Annotated in this window: 20 protein-coding genes and 2 pseudogenes; 16 read left to right on the top strand and 6 right to left on the bottom strand. The window is 45.1% G+C overall.

Features of this window, described 5'->3' with window-relative positions:
* Positions 1–227 precede the first annotated feature (227 nt).
* Positions 228–875 (top strand): hypothetical protein, encoded by a 648-nt coding sequence (locus ACLFWI_RS09730; RefSeq protein WP_446412778.1) that lies wholly within the window; start codon positions 228–230, stop codon positions 873–875.
* Positions 876–887: 12 nt separating this feature from the next.
* On the opposite strand, the gene ACLFWI_RS09725 is transcribed toward ACLFWI_RS09730, so the two are convergent.
* Positions 888–3,002, bottom strand: a complete 2,115-nt coding sequence (locus tag ACLFWI_RS09725; RefSeq protein WP_446412777.1) for a protein kinase domain-containing protein — start codon at positions 3,000–3,002, stop codon at positions 888–890.
* Positions 3,003–3,512: 510 nt separating this feature from the next.
* Here ACLFWI_RS09725 and ACLFWI_RS09720 point away from each other — a divergent pair.
* The 7 genes and pseudogenes from ACLFWI_RS09720 (at position 3,513) to ACLFWI_RS09690 (ending at position 11,003) form a co-directional block, all read left to right on the top strand.
* Entirely contained in the window at positions 3,513–5,024 is a 1,512-nt protein-coding gene (locus ACLFWI_RS09720) for an AAA family ATPase (protein ID WP_446412776.1), read from the top strand.
* A gap of 2 nt (positions 5,025–5,026) precedes the next feature.
* Positions 5,027–5,989: a hypothetical protein gene (locus ACLFWI_RS09715; RefSeq protein ID WP_446412775.1), complete on the top strand. Its 963-nt coding sequence runs from the start codon at positions 5,027–5,029 to the stop codon at positions 5,987–5,989.
* A gap of 488 nt (positions 5,990–6,477) precedes the next feature.
* Positions 6,478–6,927 (top strand): annotated as a pseudogene (locus ACLFWI_RS09710) (PhnD/SsuA/transferrin family substrate-binding protein); the annotation flags it as partial.
* A 2-nt stretch (positions 6,928–6,929) separates the two neighbouring features.
* Complete coding sequence (locus ACLFWI_RS09705) at positions 6,930–8,528, top strand: SDR family NAD(P)-dependent oxidoreductase (protein WP_446412774.1); 1,599 nt, start codon at positions 6,930–6,932, stop codon at positions 8,526–8,528.
* A gap of 70 nt (positions 8,529–8,598) precedes the next feature.
* On the top strand, positions 8,599–10,248 hold the full coding sequence (locus tag ACLFWI_RS09700) for a DUF3352 domain-containing protein (protein ID WP_446412773.1): 1,650 nt from the start codon (positions 8,599–8,601) through the stop codon (positions 10,246–10,248).
* A complete protein-coding gene (locus ACLFWI_RS09695) occupies positions 10,226–10,462 on the top strand; it encodes a hypothetical protein (RefSeq protein ID WP_446412772.1) in 237 nt (78 codons plus the stop codon). The genes ACLFWI_RS09700 and ACLFWI_RS09695 overlap by 23 nt, the downstream gene beginning before the upstream one ends.
* 52 nt (positions 10,463–10,514) lie before the next feature.
* Positions 10,515–11,003 (top strand): DNA-binding protein, encoded by a 489-nt coding sequence (locus tag ACLFWI_RS09690; RefSeq protein ID WP_446412771.1) that lies wholly within the window; start codon positions 10,515–10,517, stop codon positions 11,001–11,003.
* 81 nt (positions 11,004–11,084) lie between these two features.
* Here the strand turns inward: ACLFWI_RS09690 and ACLFWI_RS09685 are convergent, their stop codons facing one another.
* Both ACLFWI_RS09685 and ACLFWI_RS09680 read right to left on the bottom strand, forming a co-directional pair.
* On the bottom strand, positions 11,085–11,258 hold the full coding sequence (locus ACLFWI_RS09685) for a hypothetical protein (RefSeq protein ID WP_446412770.1): 174 nt from the start codon (positions 11,256–11,258) through the stop codon (positions 11,085–11,087).
* Positions 11,259–11,686: 428 nt separating this feature from the next.
* Positions 11,687–13,066 (bottom strand): RNA-guided endonuclease InsQ/TnpB family protein, encoded by a 1,380-nt coding sequence (locus ACLFWI_RS09680; protein WP_446406513.1) that lies wholly within the window; start codon positions 13,064–13,066, stop codon positions 11,687–11,689.
* A 68-nt stretch (positions 13,067–13,134) separates the two neighbouring features.
* Here ACLFWI_RS09680 and ACLFWI_RS09675 point away from each other — a divergent pair.
* From ACLFWI_RS09675 to ACLFWI_RS09650, 6 genes and pseudogenes are all read left to right on the top strand, one after another.
* A pseudogene (locus tag ACLFWI_RS09675) lies at positions 13,135–13,373 on the top strand (hypothetical protein).
* A 36-nt stretch (positions 13,374–13,409) separates the two neighbouring features.
* The gene (gene carA / locus ACLFWI_RS09670) at positions 13,410–14,558 is read left to right on the top strand and encodes a glutamine-hydrolyzing carbamoyl-phosphate synthase small subunit (RefSeq protein WP_446412769.1); all 1,149 of its coding nucleotides are present in this window, start codon (positions 13,410–13,412) and stop codon (positions 14,556–14,558) included.
* A gap of 158 nt (positions 14,559–14,716) precedes the next feature.
* Positions 14,717–15,082 (top strand): STAS domain-containing protein, encoded by a 366-nt coding sequence (locus ACLFWI_RS09665; RefSeq protein WP_446412779.1) that lies wholly within the window; start codon positions 14,717–14,719, stop codon positions 15,080–15,082.
* A 128-nt stretch (positions 15,083–15,210) separates the two neighbouring features.
* Positions 15,211–15,678 (top strand): Mini-ribonuclease 3, encoded by a 468-nt coding sequence (locus ACLFWI_RS09660; protein WP_446412768.1) that lies wholly within the window; start codon positions 15,211–15,213, stop codon positions 15,676–15,678.
* A gap of 25 nt (positions 15,679–15,703) precedes the next feature.
* Positions 15,704–16,690 (top strand): 23S rRNA (guanosine(2251)-2'-O)-methyltransferase RlmB, encoded by a 987-nt coding sequence (gene rlmB / locus ACLFWI_RS09655; RefSeq protein ID WP_446412767.1) that lies wholly within the window; start codon positions 15,704–15,706, stop codon positions 16,688–16,690.
* A 72-nt stretch (positions 16,691–16,762) separates the two neighbouring features.
* Positions 16,763–17,050 carry a DUF1816 domain-containing protein gene (locus ACLFWI_RS09650; RefSeq protein ID WP_446412766.1) on the top strand — a complete coding sequence of 96 codons (288 nt, stop codon included), beginning with the start codon at positions 16,763–16,765 and terminating at the stop codon, positions 17,048–17,050.
* A gap of 76 nt (positions 17,051–17,126) precedes the next feature.
* On the opposite strand, the gene ACLFWI_RS09645 is transcribed toward ACLFWI_RS09650, so the two are convergent.
* Positions 17,127–17,996 (bottom strand): alpha/beta fold hydrolase, encoded by an 870-nt coding sequence (locus ACLFWI_RS09645; RefSeq protein WP_446412765.1) that lies wholly within the window; start codon positions 17,994–17,996, stop codon positions 17,127–17,129.
* 94 nt (positions 17,997–18,090) lie between these two features.
* On the opposite strand from ACLFWI_RS09645, the gene ACLFWI_RS09640 reads away from it, so the two are divergent.
* Both ACLFWI_RS09640 and ACLFWI_RS09635 read left to right on the top strand, forming a co-directional pair.
* On the top strand, positions 18,091–18,285 hold the full coding sequence (locus ACLFWI_RS09640) for a hypothetical protein (RefSeq protein WP_446412764.1): 195 nt from the start codon (positions 18,091–18,093) through the stop codon (positions 18,283–18,285).
* 32 nt (positions 18,286–18,317) lie between these two features.
* Entirely contained in the window at positions 18,318–18,449 is a 132-nt protein-coding gene (locus ACLFWI_RS09635; protein WP_446412763.1) for a hypothetical protein, read from the top strand.
* Positions 18,450–18,487: 38 nt separating this feature from the next.
* On the opposite strand, the gene ACLFWI_RS09630 is transcribed toward ACLFWI_RS09635, so the two are convergent.
* Both ACLFWI_RS09630 and ACLFWI_RS09625 read right to left on the bottom strand, forming a co-directional pair.
* The gene (locus ACLFWI_RS09630; RefSeq protein ID WP_446412762.1) at positions 18,488–19,564 is read right to left on the bottom strand and encodes a calcium/sodium antiporter; all 1,077 of its coding nucleotides are present in this window, start codon (positions 19,562–19,564) and stop codon (positions 18,488–18,490) included.
* Between the two features lie 471 nt (positions 19,565–20,035).
* On the bottom strand, positions 20,036–20,256 hold a 221-nt coding region (locus ACLFWI_RS09625; protein WP_446412761.1), incomplete at its 5' end, for an AIR carboxylase family protein.

Raw genomic sequence — 20,256 nt, 5'->3', positions numbered from 1 at the left:
CTAGTAATACCCCGATTTCTTGAAGAAGTCGGGGTTCTAATTCGTATTGCTGATAACGTTGAATATTTTACCAAGGTGATAAGACACATCATTTAGTAGAGACGTTCCGGCGGAACGTCTCTACAACAGTTCGGAAAGTCCTAATCGATGTGTCTACTGCTATAAAACTACAGCTAAACAAACCTGCCGGAATAGGTTACATTCAAGAAAAGTAAGTTTTGAAACAGATGGTGAGAGAACCAAGTGCTATAAAGGAATATGAAGCTGTTCGCGATCGCATGAAAACTGGAGACTTGATTGCTTTCTCCGGTAGGATCTGCATTTCCCGTGTGAATCAGTGGGTAACTCAATCTCCCTACTCCCATGTCGCCATGGTGGTTGAGGTGGAGATGGGGGGTGGATTTGGCAAAAGTGTCCTGATTATCGAATCAGCCGCCCCCCAGACGGATCGAGATCCCATAGGTAGAAAAGCGATTAAAGGAGTCCAAGTTAATTGGCTTTCTCGACGGTTAGATATGTATAAGGGCAAAGCCTGGTGGCTACCCTTAAATGAACCCATTCCTCCCGATAACTTACTCAAAATGCAGATGTGGTTGAGACAAACCTATAATGAACGCAGACCTTTCGCGACACTACAAGCGGCAAAAGCAGGGTTGATGCTTTTGAATAAGTTGGGGTTAGGAAATAAACTGGATCTTTCAGCTCTATTTTGCTCAGAACTAATTACCGCCGCGTTACAAATTGCAGGTGTAGTTGATCCCTATATTAATCCCTCGAAGCAGACACCAGTCGATGTGGTTAATTTTCCTTGCTTTGCTAAACCCCCAATTTTGATTAAGCCTTTTCCCTCTCGGTCTAAAGATGAAGCAGATTAGTGAGGGAGGAGATCAATCCTCTGTAGATTCATCAACTGAGAATGCCGATTCGGGAGGATTTTCAACCGTTATATCCAGTTGATAATCAATCGGTTCATCCGCGTCAGATACCACAACAAACTCATAAAACCCCGATTCCGGTAACTCCCCAGAGAAACTGCGATCGCGCGAATCTTCCAGGAAGATTGTATTACCTGTGGGACTGTAGATGGAGAATAAGGCATTGGCGGCGGTGGAGAGATCCACATCCATAACCTGATCGGCTGATAGCTGGGCGGTAAAGGCTTTACCTTCTCCCGGTTGGAGGGTGCCACTCATTTGTTGACTCCTATCACCCGATTCAAAGACAATCCGTTCTAAAGCTTCTCTGGATTGCAAAGCCTTGACGCTATCCGCAACAGTGGCTTGCCAGATTTGACCCATGGGTTGATCCAGAAATTCCGATCCAGTTTCGCCTTCTTGTTTAGGGAAGACGCGGAAAAACTTAGCATCAGCGATGTCATACAATGTCCGACTACTCACACGTAGGCGATTGACTCTTGCTTTCCAGCGATCGCGATCCGTTTGATCATAACTGCCTAATTGTGCCTTAGCTTGAGGACTCAGATCAAGCTGTTCGATCTGGGTGAGTAAATTTGCTGCGATTCTATCCCAGGCTTCTCTGAGTCTGGCCTCGTCTGGATCAGTACTTAACGAAGATCCCCGTTGGGCTGGATACTCATTCCAAAACGCTTGATCGACTAAACTGACATAAAAGTCATACTCGATACCCAGATTCATCCGTCGCTGTCGCAGGGTTTGCTTGCGCTGTTGTTCTTCCTGGGAAAAGTCCGAAGAGGGTTCGGGTTCATCATCCTCCTCCGGTGAAATCACGGGATTCTCAAAATCTTCCTGTGTGGGTGTAGCCTCCCGTTGTTGCGATCGCAGTTGCGACTCAATCCAGAGATTACCCGCCCACCAGCCAAAGCCACCTGCTGCCAGAATTAACCCTAGTGCTAGGATCAATTTCCCTATCCAGCCTAAGGCGGCGTTATTATTGCCACTGGGCGCCGACCTTTGGGCAACAGGGGTAGGGGGGGATGATGGCGTCGGTGCAATCCCAGCGGGTGCAACAGCGACAGTTGCTTGGGTCTGGGGTGATGGCGGCGGCGGTGGGGAGTATGCGATCTGGGGGGATTGAGATGTCAGGGCTTGTAAGACTTGATTAGCACTTTGAGGGCGATTACGGGGATGGGGTTGCAGTAGTTGTTCGAGAACATGGCTGAGAGTAGGGCTAAGGGGAATGGCACTAAAGTGCCTACTACGAACCCAGGTTAAGGTTTGGGGATCGATGAATTCAGAGGGTTCTTTCCCGGTGAGTAACACCAAGACTGTTGCCCCTAAAGCGTACAAATCGCTACTGGCAGAAACAATCCCCCCTTGCATTTGTTCGTGGGGGGCATAACCCACTTTACCTAAGCGCGTAGCGGTAGCTGGGGATGATGCCATCACCTGAGAGGCTACCGTAGCCGCGATTTGCTTAACCCCACCAAAGTCAATCAGTACAGGCAATCCATCCTGTTGACGGATGATAATATTCTCCGGGGAAATATCTCGATGAATCACGCCGAGGGAGTGGATATAGTCCAAAACTGGGAGAATTTGGCGTAATAGTTTGAGAACTTCGGTTTCGTTAAACCGTAGTCCCTGATTCCGGCGTGCCTCTAGGATAGCGCGGCAAGTTTGTCCAGCAATATAGTCTTGGACTAAAAACAGGCGTCCTTCTCCATTCTGCTTCACTCGCAGCAGTTCTCGGAACTGAGGAATTTGGGGATGTTTCAGCTGATAGAGAACCCCAGCTTCTCGTTCAAACAGTTCTGAGGCTTTCTGTAAGGCAAACGTCCCTTGCACTTGGGGGGCGAATTCCTTTAACACACAAGCTTCACCGAAGCGATTCAAGTCTTGGGCTAAATAGGTGCGTCCAAATCCGCCATGTCCCAATTCCCGCACAATCCGATAGCGTCCCGCCAAAGCCAGTCCCGACTCCCTGTTGCCATTTTCTGCTTGCTCCAGTTTCTCACCACAGTGGAGACAAAAGCGACTATTCGGGGGATTTTCGTGACCGTGAGAGCAATGTAAGGGCTTCATGAATCCAGAAGTGGGCTATGTGAGTGAAGAAGGCGGACGGTGGGCAAAATAGGAATGACCACTAAAATCATTACATGGTAGTCATTGTAGCCTCTGGATTTTTATGGACTTCTATCATGTCCGCGTCAACCTGCGGACTAGCGCCGTCTCCTGAACTCGCGGCAGACTACTGGGGAGCCAGTCTAGGATAGCCCAAAACGCTCAAGTAGGTCAGGAGCGATCGCGAAATCCAACACATTATTCTAAAACCCGTGATACACCGTAGGGTGGGCATTGCCCACCAGCTAAAATTTGGGATTAGTTGGGTTCGTAGTAGGGGCTTCAGCCCCTAATTTCTTTCATGGGCATCAGGCTAATCCATCTTGCTAAGATGTGCCACGCCACTACTGAAATCGGTTGAATCGGGCGCACGTCGGTGCGCCCCTACGGTTTCCATTCATCTTGCGTAGGTAAAGTAAAATAACACTTGTGAAGCCAACGAGGATATCAAGTCAATATTAGGAGTGTTTTATGCACCTGCAACGAATTCGAGTTCCTGATTTTCGGGTTTTAAAGGATGTTGACATTACCTTTGAAAAGGATTTTGTTCCCAGGATTTTTCCTCTGGGTAGTCTAAATGGTGGTGGTAAGAGTACACTATTGCAATTAATTTTTACTCTACTTCACTGCTCGACTGATCCAGAAAAGAAACCTTTTTTGCAAAATCTGCTATATGGATTCAATCTTCGTGAAGACTCTCCTAAGAGGACTTTGGCTATCATTGATATTTGGGATAAGGACAAAGTTGTAAGCATCGAGTTTTTTGTGTGCCAAGACTCTGACATTAAAAGTTGCTTGTCATTAAATGATAAGCCAGAATTAATTGACAATTCATGGTTAAAATTCTCTGCTTCAGAAGACTTAGAAGATTTAAGCTTTAAAATTTCCGTCTTAGAAAAAGCGATTGACAGTTTAGATAACATAAAAATGACAATCGCAACAACATTCGACGACGATTTATTTAACAATAAAGAAGCGGAATTAATTGTCAAATCAAAAAAAATATTAATGGACTTACAAAAACTGGGCATTTTTCCTAACAAAATAGTTACTCCTTTGTTAGAAAAGCAAAAAATCCCGATAGAGCAGGCTATTCGTATATGCGCCAAACGACTAGATCTATATCGTGGTTTAATTGAAAAATATAAATCCGTATTGCCCAGAATAAAAGAATACATGAAACAAGAAAATTTGCTATTTATTCTTAAGAATAAAACTTCTATTAAAGACACAAAAAGCGAAAATGTTTTACTTTGTAATATCAAACTTAATGAATTTAAAATTGATGATATAGACGATAAAATTTCTGAAAACAAAACATTTTTAATTCATTTATCACAGAAAACATTTCTTGCCGCCCCTTCAACTCAAGTGTTTCTTTTTATGGAACAAGAAAAGCGAAGTTTATTGTTTAAAAGTCAAGCAATTGAGTCTGATAATTATTATTCGCAAATTCAAGCTGCTAAATCTCAACTCATGAATTTATTTACTTATGATTTTCTGGCTGTAGACATTCTGATACAAGCTTTTAAAGATGCTCGCGATCGCGATTTCAGAGAAGCGATAGAAACAGGAGAGTATGGCAATTATTATCAGAGACTTAAAAATGAGTTAAACCAGATGTTATTTAATAAAAAGATCAATATAGATAAAGACTTTAATGGAGTGAACTTCACACTAGATAGAAATGGTGAGACTATCAAACTCTCTCCCGAAGACCTTAGCCATGGAGAGTTAAAACGGTTAAGCATTTATATGTGGCTCAAACATCATAATATAGAAGATGCTATTGTATTAATGGATGAAATAGAAATCGCATTTCACCCCGATTGGCAATATCAAATTATTCAAGATTTACAAGAATGGGCGCCGAATAATCAATATATTCTGGCAACCCACTCCTACGAACTCTGCCAAGCCCTGACTCCTGCCCATGTTAAAGAAATAGAACCGAAACTTATCAAGCAAGCCCCTGAAAACTAGACATGAGTTTTAGTCCAGAACAGTTACAACGACACTGTGAAATAATTCTTAATTCTCGCAGAATCCGGAATAAAATAGTTGTTCTCTGTGAAGGTAAAGGGGGTGTCTGGGATCTGGAGGGTAGACCATCACCTCAATCTTATGGAAGAATGGAGGAAATGCCAGATGCTAACTTTTATAGTGCCTGTGTTCCTAAGTGGTGGCACGAGCATCGACCTGTATTTTTTAATTGTGGCGATCGCACAGATGTACTCAATACTTACTCCACTTTATTACAGTTACACGATAAAGATAGCGCTAAATCCTATTTAAGTCCAGAAAAGCTGTTTGCGATTGTTGATTTAGATTTGCAACTTAAAACCATTGATGATTATCCGTTTCCAGATACAGAGACAATTTTTCAGGACTTGTATGAACAAGCCAAAGTCAATCCTCAAAATGCAATAAATCATCGGATCTGGGTGACAGGGTTTATCTATAAGGAGTCTTACTTTCTGTTCCCCGAACTCCAACCTGTATTTGATAAATTTTTAGCTACTCCAATTTATAAAGATAATCCTGCTTTGCTGCAAAGAATTTATATTGATATGGCAGATGGAATCAGTAATGATGCTAATTTACGAGATAACTTACAACGAGCCTCAGAACGTATTCGCTACTGTTCGGGATTAAATTGTCAGGGAGTGAATGAGTTGCGAGATTCCTGGAGAAATCAGTTTCAAAATGCCCCAGATGAGCAACGGAAGCAGGAGTTGATTTTTGCTTTATTGACGATTAAAAAAGCGAAGGAATACTGGAACCAATTTCATCCCCCTACTTATTGGAGTCGTCCGATTGAGGTTTATCGAGATCAACTTTCTTTGGAAATAGGGCGATTTTATGCCGAAAAAAGTAGTGATGTTCAATATCATCTGCCGTTTTTCTTGAAAACCTTATATGAAAAGGATTGTCAGCAGCGCAGTTAACCAGGTATCTGATGACAAGAAAGTATCATTAAGCTGTTCGGCATTTAAACCTTAATGTTAATAATGGTGAAATCCTTGCCGTAGTGCGTTAAGCGAAGCCATGCCGCAGGCTTTGCATCTTGCTCGCTACATCAAGCATCTTGCTCGCTACATCAAGCATCTTGCTCGCTACTAATACCCATATTTAAATGCATGACAGCTTACAATGGCGGGGGTGCATATCCACTGGGTAGGGGCGCACCGACGTGTGCCCGATTTAACGGTAAAATCTATTCAACAATTTTAGTTGGGTTACCTCAGTAGTGGCGTAGCATATCTAAGCAAGATGGATTAGCATTACGCAAAAGAAACCCATACAATTAGGGGCTCGCATCCCCTACTACAAACCCAATCTACCAGCATCGGAAGCGCGATCGCACACCGTACACCATGCCCCGACACTCTTGCTGTTAAAATTTGTTTTGAGTAAAAAGTTTATAGATCAGCCTATGGCATCGTTAAAAAACGTTTTAGTATCGGGGTTGCTGCTGTTTGTGCTATCTCCCCTAGTGGCTTGTTCGCCGGCGTCTGATTCCGCCTCCTCGACGGGGAATCAGACAACCGTTGAACCGTTAATCGCCGGGGCGATTCCCGATCAAGATCCGGAAAACTTGCAACGGCTGTATGACAAGTTAGCGAATTACCTGGAAACGGAGTTAGGTGTACCCGTCGAATATAAACCTGTAACCGACTATGCAGCGGCGGTGACAGCGTTTCGGGTAGGGGATCTGGATCTCGTCTGGTTTGGCGGATTAACCGGGGTACAGGCGCGATCGCAGGTTGAAGGCGCAGAGGCGATCGCCCAACGGGATATTGATGCTGAATTTACCCGTGTATTTATTGCTAATAAAAATAGTGGACTGCAACCGATTCAGGATATCCAAGAATTATCCAAATTAATATGAATCCCTATAAGAATCAGAAGGTCTGCATTGTCACCGGTGGTAATTCAGGTGTAGGCTTGATGACTGCTTTTGGTCTCGCCCAATTCGGTCATCATGTATTTATCGCCTGTCGCTGTGCAAGCAAAGCCGAGAAAGCTGTAAATTATATTCGCTCCTCCACCGGAAATCTAAACGTTGAGTTTCTGCCACTTGATTTAGCATCACTTGATTCAGTTCGCCGATATGTGAAACTGTTTCAGGACAGACAGCTTCCGCTGCATCTATTAGTGAATAATGCGGGTGTCTTCAACACAAGAGGCACAACTCAAGAAGGGTTTGAACTCATTTGGGGAATTAACTATCTGGGTCACTTTTTATTGACAAATTTGCTATTGGAAACGCTTCAACATTCAGCACCCAGTCAAATTGTCATGGTGGCTTCTGACTTAGCATTACGCCCCACTTCTATCAAATGGGAGCGTTTTGTCAGGAAGACACCCTTGAATTTTATAGAACTGTATGCCGTATCAAAATTGTGCTTATTGATACTGACTCAAGAACTGTCACGGCGCTTAGAGAATACCAACGTAACGGTTAATGCGATTCATCCCGGATTTGTGCAGTCTAATATAACCTTAGGACATCGCTTAAGCAAGTATTTAGGCATAGGTATTTCACCTCAGGAAAGTGCTTCAGGTTTGCTTACTTGTGCAACATCTGCGGCTTTTGCCGATGTGAAAGGTAAGTTTTTTGATTACAAACAGAACGAAATCGAACTTCCTGATCTGGCACAAGATACTGAACTGGCGCAACAGTTGTGGGAACGGAGTTGTTTGTGGACAGGGTATAACCGATACCGTCTGACGACAACCCCCAACTCTAATACTACTGCTGGAGTTTTAGAACCCTATTCTCTTGCCTTGAGTCCCACTGAACTTGACTCGATTACCAAGACAATTATTGAAGATGTGTTACCAAAACCACCGATAAAAAATCATTTTTATGATCGTGCAAAGTTTTTATTTATGTTCAGATTTGGATCTATTTTTTTGCTATTAAACCAATTCCGCAAGAAAGAGTTTCACATGGAAAGACACCTTGATTCGGATGCTGTTTGGTCGATCTGCCAGGATAAAAATTTACGACAGAAGTTAAAAGAGTATTTGGGTGAAGAGTTATTGTTGTGGCGTTCTGAAATTTGGGTTAATTATCCTTCGCAACAACTGATTCCATTTTGGCATCAAGACTCCTATCCTAATCTGCTTCAAGGAGAAGGCAAAACTATTAATGTTTATATTGCGCTAACAGAGGTTAATGAATGGAATGGGTTTGAGTATATCCCTAATCTTCAACTCACTCCGGATGTCTCTGTGAAAATAAAAGACCCGTTTAGTGGCAATCGCTTGTTTGATTTGCCAGAAGACTTAGAACAGCAAGCCGTTCCTGTGGTTTTGCGTCCTGGAGAATTTGTTTTATTTACAGATCAACTCATGCATCGTTCGATTCGCAATACCAGTGGTCAAGTTCGGCTAGCCCTAACCCTGCGGCTTACTCAACCCTCTGTTCATATCGTGTCAAGCTATAGTCCTATTTACAGTAAGCCTGTCTTGTTATAAATCCTGCTAAAATGAAATATAAGTACCTGGACATAAATAAAGCATTTATTCAAGTTAGGAGACATTTCAAATGTCCTTTAAAAAGTTTCTGGTAATTGGCACAACTCTAGTCTTGGTAGGGGGTGGCGCAGCCTATCTCTACGCCAAAGGTTTTTGGGGAGTAGCCGACACCCCAGCCGCCAGTGCTAAAGTTATCCCCGATGAAGCCGTGATGGTTGGCTTTATTTCCACTAACCCTAAACCCTGGATGCAGTTACAGCAGTTTGGGACGCCCGAACTGCAAACGTTAGTGAATCAAAGTCTGGAAAATTTACAAGCAGAAACCTTTAAGGATTCCCAAATTAGTTACGAGGAAGATTTAAAACCGTGGTTGGGGAATGTAATGGTCGCCGTTTTACCAACTCCTTCTCCAGAAGCTGTGGACGACTCCAATCTGTTGACAGTTATTACCATTAAAAATAAGTTTAGTCTGTTAAAATTTGCCAACCAGTTGAAAACTGAGGAAAAACTGGGAAAAACTGAGGAAATTGACTATAACGGGTTGACGATTGTGGAGACAATTGACGAGGGGCAAACCTTCTATTCAGTGGTGTTGAGACAGCATTTGGTCATATCTGAAGAATTGAAACCTGTACAATTAGCGATTGACAGCTATAAGGGCGAACCGTCTCTGGCTAGCGAAGGGAATATTGCCAAACTATTCTCCCAGGATATGGATCTGCTCAACCCCGTTGCCAAGTTTTATATCCCTGACTATACTGCCTTTGTGCAAGAGATGGTTGCCAATAATCCAGAGGTTGCACCCTTACCCCCCGCCACCTTAGAACAGTTACAAGCGTTTAAGTCAGTCAAAATGGGAATGGGGATTGATGACATGGGAATCCGCCTGAAAACCATCGCCAATGTTGAACCTTCGGAAATTCAAGTCGAATTTCAGCCCAATCCCGGTCAAATTATCAGTCAATTTCCCGCTTCAACGATGATGCTGTTAACCGGAAATGGAATTAGTCAGGGATGGGAAACAATGAGCCGATCCGCCCAAACCGATCCCCAATTACAGCAAGGACTCAACAGCCTCAGAAGTGCCGCCAATAGCATCAATTTAGATGTGGATCAGGATATCTTTGGCTGGATGGATGGGGAATTTGCCATCGGTGTGATTCCTTCCACCGAAGGGATACTCGCCCCCATCGGCTTTGGTGGAGTGATCGTCTTTCAAACCAGCGATCGCGCCACCGCCCAAGCTACGTTAACCAAACTTGATAGACTCGCCCAACAGAATACCATTCAAGTCTCACCCACAACAGTTCAAGGACAATCGGTTACCGAGTGGACAATTCCGGGACAAGGAACCTGGTTAGGACATGGTTGGCTAAACCAGAATTCACTGTTTATCGCTATTGGCGAACCAATAGTAGAAACAATGCTGGCGAATACTGAACCGTCTCTGGATCAGAGTGAGTCGTTTACTAGAGTAACAGAAGCTTTACCTGAATCTAACAGCGGTTACTTTTATCTGGATATGGATAAAGCGATGACTGTGGTGAATGGTTTTATCGAAAATACCACCCCAGACACACCAGAACCTGCACCCGATACCCAAACCGCTTTAGCTATTTTAAATTCAGTGCAAGGTATCGGCGGAACTGTGACCCAAGACAACCCATCTACTCATAGTTTTGAAATGATTGTTACTTTTGAACCTAAAACCGAAAACTAAGCAAAAAAAGGCTGAGGGCAAAAGACCATTACTCACCTTTCGCTCAAGCCACTATCCACCACCGACACCGCCTCCGTTCACATTACCTTGGGATCTACAAAAGTGTGATTGTGCCGTTTGGGTTGTGGATTATGGACAGATGCGATCGCGCCATTGTTATGTTTTATTAACTTTGGCGATCGGGTGGCGGGTATTCCTGACTGTGGGCTGGTAAACTGGATTGCAATTATCTTACTCAAAACTATTACGCTATCGTTATAGTTACTATGATTGTTGGTACAACCCAAGCGGCTGAAATTTTAAATATCTCCACGGCTCGACTGCGAGTCCTGCTCATTGCCGGCAGAGTCGAAGGCGCTTACAAGACGGGGAAGATGTGGTTAATGCCTCTATTTAATGGCAAACCTTGGATTAAGCCAGGTAAAAGAGGTCCGGCTCCGCGTTGGCTCAATCCCAGAAAACCAGCGAAAACGATCATTCACGTTAATTCGCACAGAATTCGACACAATCAAAAATACCAGGAACACCAGCCGGTGATTACGGTGAAGAAGTGGTGCGACAGAGCGCCGCAGAATGGCGGAAAGGAACAAGCACCCCAAACCAGCAATAGGAATGTCTATGGACATGAGGTGGAAATACCCGGAGGATGCCGGGTTGTGTATCGTCCTGATAGTCCCAGATGTGGTGCTAAGGTTTGGATCGAAACCTTATACAACGTCAGGGTGATTTCTTGGCAGGAGGACGGCTCGTCTTAATTAGCGAAGTTAGTCCATAGATTTCTGAGGAAGGAAAACTCTTAGTCTGGCATTAGCGGTGGCAATGTAGACCTGACAAAATTACCTCAACTGTTTAGTACTAGGTTGAGGAGAAACACTCGGCGCACTCGAAGTAACAATTGGTTGAGAGGAGTCTTCCAGACGCCCTGAGGACTCTACACGACTACAAGCACCTGTGGTTAAGGCTAAGGTGCCAGAAAGAAAGACAATGACGACGCGATCGCAAGATAACATAGGCTCAAACAGCTCTTGAGCAATTTATCTTTCATTATGAACGAACGCTTTCGTATTTTTCTATTACCATTTAAACGCTAAAAAATCAAGATCAATTTTGCTGCTCCGAAGGCAGACGACAACTGATCTTGCTCAGGCGGTGGGCAATCCACGATTATAAAAGTCACACTCTAATAACCTTCATCCATTCATTACCGTTTGGTGTAGGTGGCATTACGGTGAAGGCGGTTAGCATTTCAACCATCCAGGTGAAATCGACGCCCCAGTAATGCTTGTTTCCCTTCAAATTTCCTCATAGCTTCCTTCCCCCAGGCTGATCCAGTCGGGGGAATTTTCACGATCGCTGCCACCAATCCTCGCCAGTATTTCCATTGCCATGGGATATTGACATCTCCACTCCTTAAAAGAGAGTGGATTCTGAGCTGATGTTACGCCTCAGTCTTAAGACGCGAGGCTTCACATTTCTCACGATATGATCGTTTCAGATTAGTAAACAGGTCATACCGTTTCGGCAGTGCCAAGCTACCCTTACCCACCTTGGCTAGGTCTACCCCTAGCTGTGTGGCTACTTTTTTGATTATGTTTGCTGCCCCATTACAGTCAGCATTGATTAACTGACCGCTAGATGCTCTATACAAACCACGTTTCACTCTCGTCCCCGATGGCGTCCATCCTACGGGTTTTTCACCGTGCTTCGGTAATGAATCACCATCTAAGAATGATGCTTGGCTTGTATGCGCCTCCTCGGTCAGGGTTAATACAATCCCATATTCTCCTGCAAGCTGCTTGAGACGTTTAATCAGTCTGCCTGTGGGGATGGGCATGAAGTTTTGGTTCCCACGTTTACCCATCTGGGGACTGTTTTTCTGACCCTCATTCCAGCCGATAACCAGATTACCGATCCCGTCAGCCAAGCACCGATTAACGATAAATCGTGCTGCCTTATTGATGGCGTCCCTCATCTGGCTATTTCGCTTGCGTTGCACTCGGTCTAAGTTGCCATCCCAATAGAATTCGGACTTGCCCTGCTTGTACTTAGCTACTAAGCGGCAATACCCCTGATTCATTGACTTGAGCTTGTGCCCATCAATGATCAGACTCTTCCCTTGGGTTGATACCCCGGTTAACCAATTAGTGCCACCGTGGTCAAATCCCCAGGCTTGGGAATAATCCAGACTGGGGTTGACTTTGATGGGGTCTTTCCCGTCGTCTATCACCCAATCAATCCAAAACTCACCAAGCCAGGGGCGAACCGTCACTTGTTTGATCCAATCTGAATCAATGAACTCCGGCAATGGCAACTCAATCTGAGTAATTAATTCAGGCTTGGATTCTTTGCTAATAGATGGGCGAAAACATCCATCTTTGTAGGTTAGAGCTTGTCTGGGAAAAGTTACCGCCGCCAAGCCGCCTTTTTTCCTGTACTTAGGCAAGGATGGACGATTAACATCCCCCTGATAATAGGCGTTAACCAAGCCGTTATAACTTTTGATTGACCCACCTACAGACTTCAGCGTTTGCTGTGCAGATTGAGCAGCTAGTGCTTGATAATGCGGGTTAAGTTTGAGCTGCTTGTCTAGCTCAGGGTAAGTCGTGCGACACCTGTAAAGCTTCCAGCCACACCGAAACTCATCGCCGAGCCAATAAAAAGCCAGAGCGTTGGGCTGTTTTTCCCTCCACTGATAATGAGTCTGCCTGGTGTGATAAATTGCACAATTAATTAGACTATTGGCATTTTGGCATTGATCTATCCAGTACGCTTTTTCTTCATCCGTAAACTTAGCTTTAATTGGGATAGTTCGATACAGTTTGCATCACCTCCTTCTTTTGTTGAGTATAGTAGCTGCAACGGTATTTAGCAACAGCTTTCCGGAAGATGGCAAAACTTTCTAAAGAAGATTACGAGTACAGAAGGACAGCCAATTCAGTCTATTCGATCAACTATCATTTTGTGTTTGTCATCACCTGAGAAGAGAATTTCCAGACCTGAAAAAACTACCCGCACTGTGGACACCTACTTATTTTGTCGCCTCTACAGGGCAGGTCAGCAGAGGGATAGAGATCAGGAAAGTCAATCCAGCGTATAGCAGTCTGTTCGAGTTATTGTACTCTTAGAATAAAAATCAACCAACCATTAACAACACACTGCTTATGCCTATTTCAGCAGCTACACCAGCGCTTCTGGTACTAGCGGATGGAACATCCTACCAGGGTTGGTCTTTCGGTGCTTCAGGTACGGCGATTGGAGAAGTTGTCTTTAACACCGCCATGACGGGGTATCAAGAAGTGGCAACCGATCCCAGCTATTGTGGTCAGATTGTCACCTTTACCTATCCCGAACTGGGAAACACGGGAGTTAACCCAGAGGATGAAGAATCCGCCCATCCTCAGATCCGGGGTGCGATCGCCCGGAACATTTGTTGGCGTCCCAGTAATTGGCGCTCAACCCAGTCTTTGCCCGACTACCTCAAGGAACACAAGATTCCCGGAATTTATGGGATTGATACCAGGGCGCTGACTCGCAAACTGCGCTCAACCGGGGCGATGAATGGCGGTATTTCCACAGAAATTCTTGATCCGGGCCAATTGCTACAGCAAGTGCAAGCCGCGCCGAGTATGGCGGGGTTAAATCTGGTGCAGGAAGTGACCACAAAAGCGGTTTACGAGTGGTCTGAAACTACGGATAATCATTGGGAGTTTCGTCCCTCGGCAGAATCGGCGGCGGGTGAACCCTTAACCGTAGTGGCGATCGATTTTGGCATCAAACGCAACATTCTGCGGCGTTTAGCCAGCTATGGTTGTCGCGTGATCGTGGTGCCAGCGAATACGTCCCCAGAAGACATTCTCAAGTACAACCCCGATGGAATTTTCCTCTCCAACGGACCGGGTGATCCCGCGGCGGTGAGGGACGGGATTGAAACGACTAAAGCCTTGTTAGCACAAGAAAAACCCCTGTTTGGCATCTGCATGGGACACCAGATATTGGGTCTTTCTCTGGGTGCTGAAACCTTTAAGCTAAAATTTGGACATCGTGGGTTAAATCACCCGGCTGGGTTAAAGCAACGGGTAGAAATTACCAGCCAAAACCATGGATTTGCCATCAATTCTGAGTCCTTAGGGGCAGATGTGGAAATTACGCACCTCAACCTGAATGACCGGACTGTGGCAGGATTGCGTCATAAGACGCTACCATTTTTCTCGGTGCAATACCATCCAGAAGCGAGTCCGGGTCCTCATGATGCCGACTACTTGTTTGATCAGTTTGTCGAATCCATGCGATCGCACAAAGCCCCTACTTGAAGATAGAAGGCAAGGGGTAGAAGGTGGGTTATTTCCACGCCCATCCGACTAGATGTGGATGATCCGTAAACTTCTCGCTATACTATCGAATAGCTTAATCGCTGATAAATCACCAACCCATGTTGAATCGTTTAGTTAAGTACAGCTAGGAGGGTGTTATTCCTGAGCAACTCAACCTGACAGTCAGCTTAAGAGGGACTCGTGAGGTCAAAAGCAATTATCAACTTTTCCGTCTGACTGGATTGTTAGATGCCTTCTCAGAACCAACGTTTGCGAAGGTGATTGGTAAATCTGTCGATGAGGGACCGAAAAATATTATTTTGGATCTCTCAAAGATCGATTTTGTGGATAGTTCGGGCTTAGGAGCTTTAGTGCGTATAGCGAAAAAGGCTCAAACAGCTGAGGGAAAATTGCAAATTGTCACCAATGCCCGTGTGACTCAAACGGTGAAGCTAGTGCGTCTAGAAAAATTTCTCTCACTTCAACCATCGGTTGACGAAGCCTTGAAGAACGTCAAAAAATAATTGACCAAGAAAACTGTGGCACTCATCCCCTGACAGTCTGGCAGGGGATTTATCGTTATTTGCCCTGGAGCCTTTTACGATAAAATAGGGGCGGGCATTTAAACTGCCCTTGATTTCGTCTAACTTACATGGAGCAGCAGGAAGAGACGGCAAACAGCACAGATAATAACTCAGCCCTTTGGGGGACAGAAGCCCGATTTCGGCAATTGAATGCTGCTGCCGATCCCCAATGCCAAATCCAACAGATCTCACCGGCGGCGTTGGCTTATCTGGGAGATGCTGTGTATGAACTCTATATCCGCAGTCACTATTTACTTCCCCCTAAACGTTTATGTGATTATCATGATCAAGTAGTGGCTCAAGTCCGCGCCGAAAGTCAAGCGAATATGCTGCGATCGCTCGAACCTTATCTAACTGAACCCGAATTAGCACTATTGCGACGTGGACGAAATGCAGCGACTGGAACGTCACGACGCCTCAATCGCAAAATCTATCAACAAGCCACCAGCTTAGAAACATTACTGGGATATCTGTATCTAACTGATCCCCAACGTTTGACTCAGTTATTGGCGTATTTGAAACTCGATACCCCTTAAATCATCAGCACACTTTAATTAAATTATGGCTAATCAAGATCGCCGCTCTCACACTTCTAGCAAGCCAAAGCGAGGCAAGTTTCAACGTGACCAACGCCGTCCCTGCTCGAAAGGTAAATTTCCTAGGGATCAACGCTTCCCCGATAAACCTGTTCTCAAACGTCGCTGTGAGCCCCAACCGTCGCCGCCAGAACCAACGGAATCTGAGTCCAATTTGTCAGAAGATGTTGACTTACTCTATGGACGTCACCCTGTCCTAGCCGCCCTGGAAAACCAACGTCAGCTTAATCGGGTGTGGATTCTACCGCAGTTACGCTACGATCACCGCTTTCACTCATTACTACTGCAAGCTAAAGCCAACGGTACAGTTATTGATGAAGTTGATCCGCGACGCCTCAGCCAAATTACTGAAGGCGCCAATCATCAAGGTGTGGCGGCTCAAGTTGCGCCTTACTCCTACAAGGAGTTAGGTGATTTGATTCAAGCGGCCAAATCCACAAGCCAAAATCCCGTGATCGTCGTTTGTGATGGGATTACTGATCCCCATAATTTAGGTGCTATTATTCGTACTGCGGAAGCCTTGGGCGCTCAAGGTTTAGTGATTCCCCAACGACGAGCCGTAGGCGTTACCTCAACCGTGCTGAAAGTAGCAGCCGGCGCATTAGAAACCTTGCCCATTGCCAGAGTGGTCAATCTGAGTCGTGCCTTAGAGGAACTGAAAACCGCTGGGTTTTGGATTTATGGGACTTGTGCTGACGCTGGTAAACTACTACACACCGTTGACTTAAGCGGGTCGATAGTATTGGTTATTGGTTCAGAAGGTAGCGGTCTAAGTGTCTTGACTCAACGCTGCTGTGATGTATTGGTTTCGATTCCCCTGTATGGCAAGACTCCTAGCCTCAACGCTTCTGTCGCCGCCGCCATGACCTTGTATGAAACCTATCGTCAGCGTTGGGTCAATCCCCTGTATCTTGATGATCTCAGCAAAAATTCTTGGAAAAAGGAAACGTAAAGTAGTATAACAAAATGTAAACAACTGCAAATTAACAAGACCACATAGCATCCCATCGACTAGGTAAAGAGCATGAAAGAACTTTTGATCAACAGTCTCCAATTTTTAGGCTTGGCGTTTTGGGTAGAAATTGTCACAGATGATCCCCAATGCACCTACTATTTCGGTCCATTCTCCAGCAAACAGGAAGCCGAATCTGCTCAAGGCGGATATATTGAAGATCTAGAAAATGAAGGCGCTCAAGGGATTTCTGTAAATGTCATGCGCTGCAAACCGACTAACCTGACGCTTTTTGACGAAGAGTCGGAAGAGTTAAGGGTTAGTGCAAAAATACCAGTGTTCAGTGGAAACCTTTCCTAGAACGTCGTGTCAGGTGTTGGGAAGCTGAGGAAGCTGGGGGAGAAATATATACCCGATCCCTTTTTTAAGGTTCTTTTCACCCCTTGAGATCAACAACTTGAGTGTGGCGTTGAATCCAATCATCAATATCACTGAGTACCTGATCGGGAATTTCCCAAGGAAACAGGTGAGCTGTATGAGGATAACAACGCCACTCAGATTCTCTTAGCTGTTGAGCCGTTTCTTGACTCGATTGAGCGGTAATGTGGCGATCCGCTTCTGCCGCTAATACCAGACAGGGACATTGAATTTGTTCTAGGTCAGCCAGTCTATTGTATCTTGCTTTCAATGCTTGGTTAAGGGCATCAGTCGCCGCCTTAGAGGTTTGGAGATAGGCGGAAAAGGCTTCCTCTGCCAAATACTGGTAAGCTGTTGCACTATGGTTTTGGATGAGATAGCGATAGAGCGATCGCACCCCAAAGGTTTCAATGTTCCACCGCCATCCTGGAGAGACGCGATTCAAAATAGAGGCGATCCCGGTATAGAGATTATCCGGCCACGCGATCGCCGGATGGTTCCCTCTGGGTCGTGCGGCGGTGGCGATTAAAATTAAACCACTAACTCTCTCAGGTAACCTTAGCGCTAATTCCATGGCGAGAATGCCACCCAGAGACCAGCCGAGTACCAAACAACGATTGATCTGGAAGCGATTAAGTAAATCCTCCAAATCTATTAGGTGGTCACTCATCTGAAATCCTTCTACGGTACGACTGCGACCATATCCTCGCAAGTCAGGAGACAAGGTTTGGAATCGTTGAGATAGGTGGTCGGTAAAAACCGACATACAACGCCCCGATCCCGGATGACCATGCAGGCAGAGAATCGGAAAGCCTTGACCTTGACAGTAAACGTTAAGTTGAACAGGTGGCGAGATTCTACCTATCAACAATTCTGTAAACTCCTCCACAAAAGTTCTGGAAAAATCCGTAAAAATGCTGTTTTCGATCAGCCTTATGGCGGATGACAATTGACCTAATGGTTGAGTAGGTCTGATTCCAGTTATGTCTTCAAAATTGCATCAATCCCCATCCTCCAAATTGACCCAAACTCAAAAAGCATTCCTTAAATTACAATACCAGACTGTACACTTAGCTAAAGATGATAAGTTCGAGGCATGGCTAATGACCTTAGAAGAACAGTGGACACCGGAAATCGCGGCTTGTCTTCAGGGTAAATTCCCGGATTGGCGCAGCTAGTGCAGTGCGGCGGAGCAGGGTAGAGACGTAGCATGCTACGTCTGGGAGCAGAGGAGATCAGCAAAACCATGTCCTCGAAGATCATGAAGGGTCAAAATTCAACACTTAGTCAGGGCGGGTTTTGCACAAGTGTTACTATCAATAGTCAAGCAGAAAGTCCCTAAACCCGCCCCTACACACTCAACACTTCCCCTATTAAGCATCAAGTTTTGCGGAAGGAACGAATCGCTAGAATAACCAGTGTTATGAGAGTCAACGGCATAACAAACAGGAGCATGATCGCGCTAAATTCTTCTAACGCTTCATGTTCAGTGGCGTTAAGAAACAAATACATCGTATAAGCGACATAGTATGCCAGAAACAGAATACCCTCCCAGCGAGCAATACAATAGCCAGTAAAGAAAATTGGCAAGCAAGCGACAGCGACAGCAATCATCACAGGAATGTCAAAATTTAAAGCAGGCATTGATACAGCTATGCCGTCAGGCGCAACCATACTACACACTCCTAACACCAATAGGAGATTAAAAATATTACTGCCAACTGCATTACCAACTGCAATATCCCGTTCACCTCGAATACCCGCAGCAACTGACGTGGCAATTTCTGGTAGCGAAGTTCCAGCAGCAACAATGGTTAAGCCGATAATCAATTCGCTTATCCCAAATGCTTGGGCGACATCTACAGAACCCTTAATCAGGTAGTTTGACCCCACTACCAACATTCCGATGCCGACAATAATTAATCCGAGGTTGAGTAAGATCTGATATATCCCTCGGCGAGAGGGCTGATTATTGCTTTCTGATGCGCCTTCCTGGGCTTGGCTTTCTAGACGCCCTTGGTACAGGGTAAATATGGTGTAAGCGATCGCTCCCATAACCAAGAAAATCCCATCCCCCCGACTCAGTATACCATCCCACCCCATTAACCACACCAGTAACGATAGTCCAGTCATCAAAGGCGCATCCAGTCGCACCAACTGTCGTGAGACAATCAGCGGAGCAATGGCGGCGGAACTGCCCAGAATCAGCAAGATATTAGCAATGTTGCTACCGACAACATTACCAATGGCAATATCGGCTTGTCCAGCATAGCTAGATTGTACAGATACAGCTAATTCCGGAGCGCTGGTGCCATAAGCAACAACCGTTAATCCGACAACTAGGGGTGAAAGTCCAGCCGCTACAGCTAATTGGGATGCTCCCCGTACCAGAATTTCGGCTCCGACAATTAATAAAACAAATCCACTAATCAATAATAATATAGTGATGGCATCCATCAGGATTTATCCGGTGTGGGAACAGATCACAGGGTATGGGTTCATCAAAAATCAGGGTTAGTAAGGGGGCGAATGGAAACCCCTGTCATTTATGTATGGGGAGGAATTGCCCCCTTACACGGGATACGGTAGGGGCTTGGTAACTTGGTATCCATCTTTCCCCTGTACACGAAACATAATCTACCATTAAACCCCCGTAGGGAAAAGCAATTCAGGACTTCAATGAATGTCAGATCAACGTTCCTGATCCAGTAAATTGTAGCTTATTATACAGTTTACTCCAAAGTTACTGAAACGAATTTTATAATTAGGGCTTGCTGCATGAGTTTAGATTGTATACCACACAAGGGTGGAAAGCCATTTTTTTACCCAATAAGTGCTTTTGTTTTGGTGTCTCTTCGGTCAAAAACCTTGCACTTTTACCTAAAAAGCAGCATTTCCCCCATCTCCCCCATCTCCCCCTCACCCCCATTATTTCCTGGATAACTTCTGCGCCGTCCGCAGAATTTGACCCGCCAGAATTGCCGCACCAAAACCGTTATCAATATTCACAACACCTACTCCCGGCGCACAAGAATTGAGCATGGTTAAAAGAGGAGCAAGTCCGCCAAAACTGGCACCGTAGCCGATGCTGGTCGGAACTGCAATAACTGGAGAATCAGCTAAACCCGCAACAACGCTAGGTAAGGCTC

Origin of the sequence: Coleofasciculus sp. (assembly GCF_046539235.1) — a bacterium.
Taxonomy (GTDB): domain Bacteria; phylum Cyanobacteriota; class Cyanobacteriia; order Cyanobacteriales; family Coleofasciculaceae; genus Coleofasciculus.
Note: the sequence above shows the minus strand (reverse complement) of the source record. Positions and strands in the feature narration are given on the sequence as shown.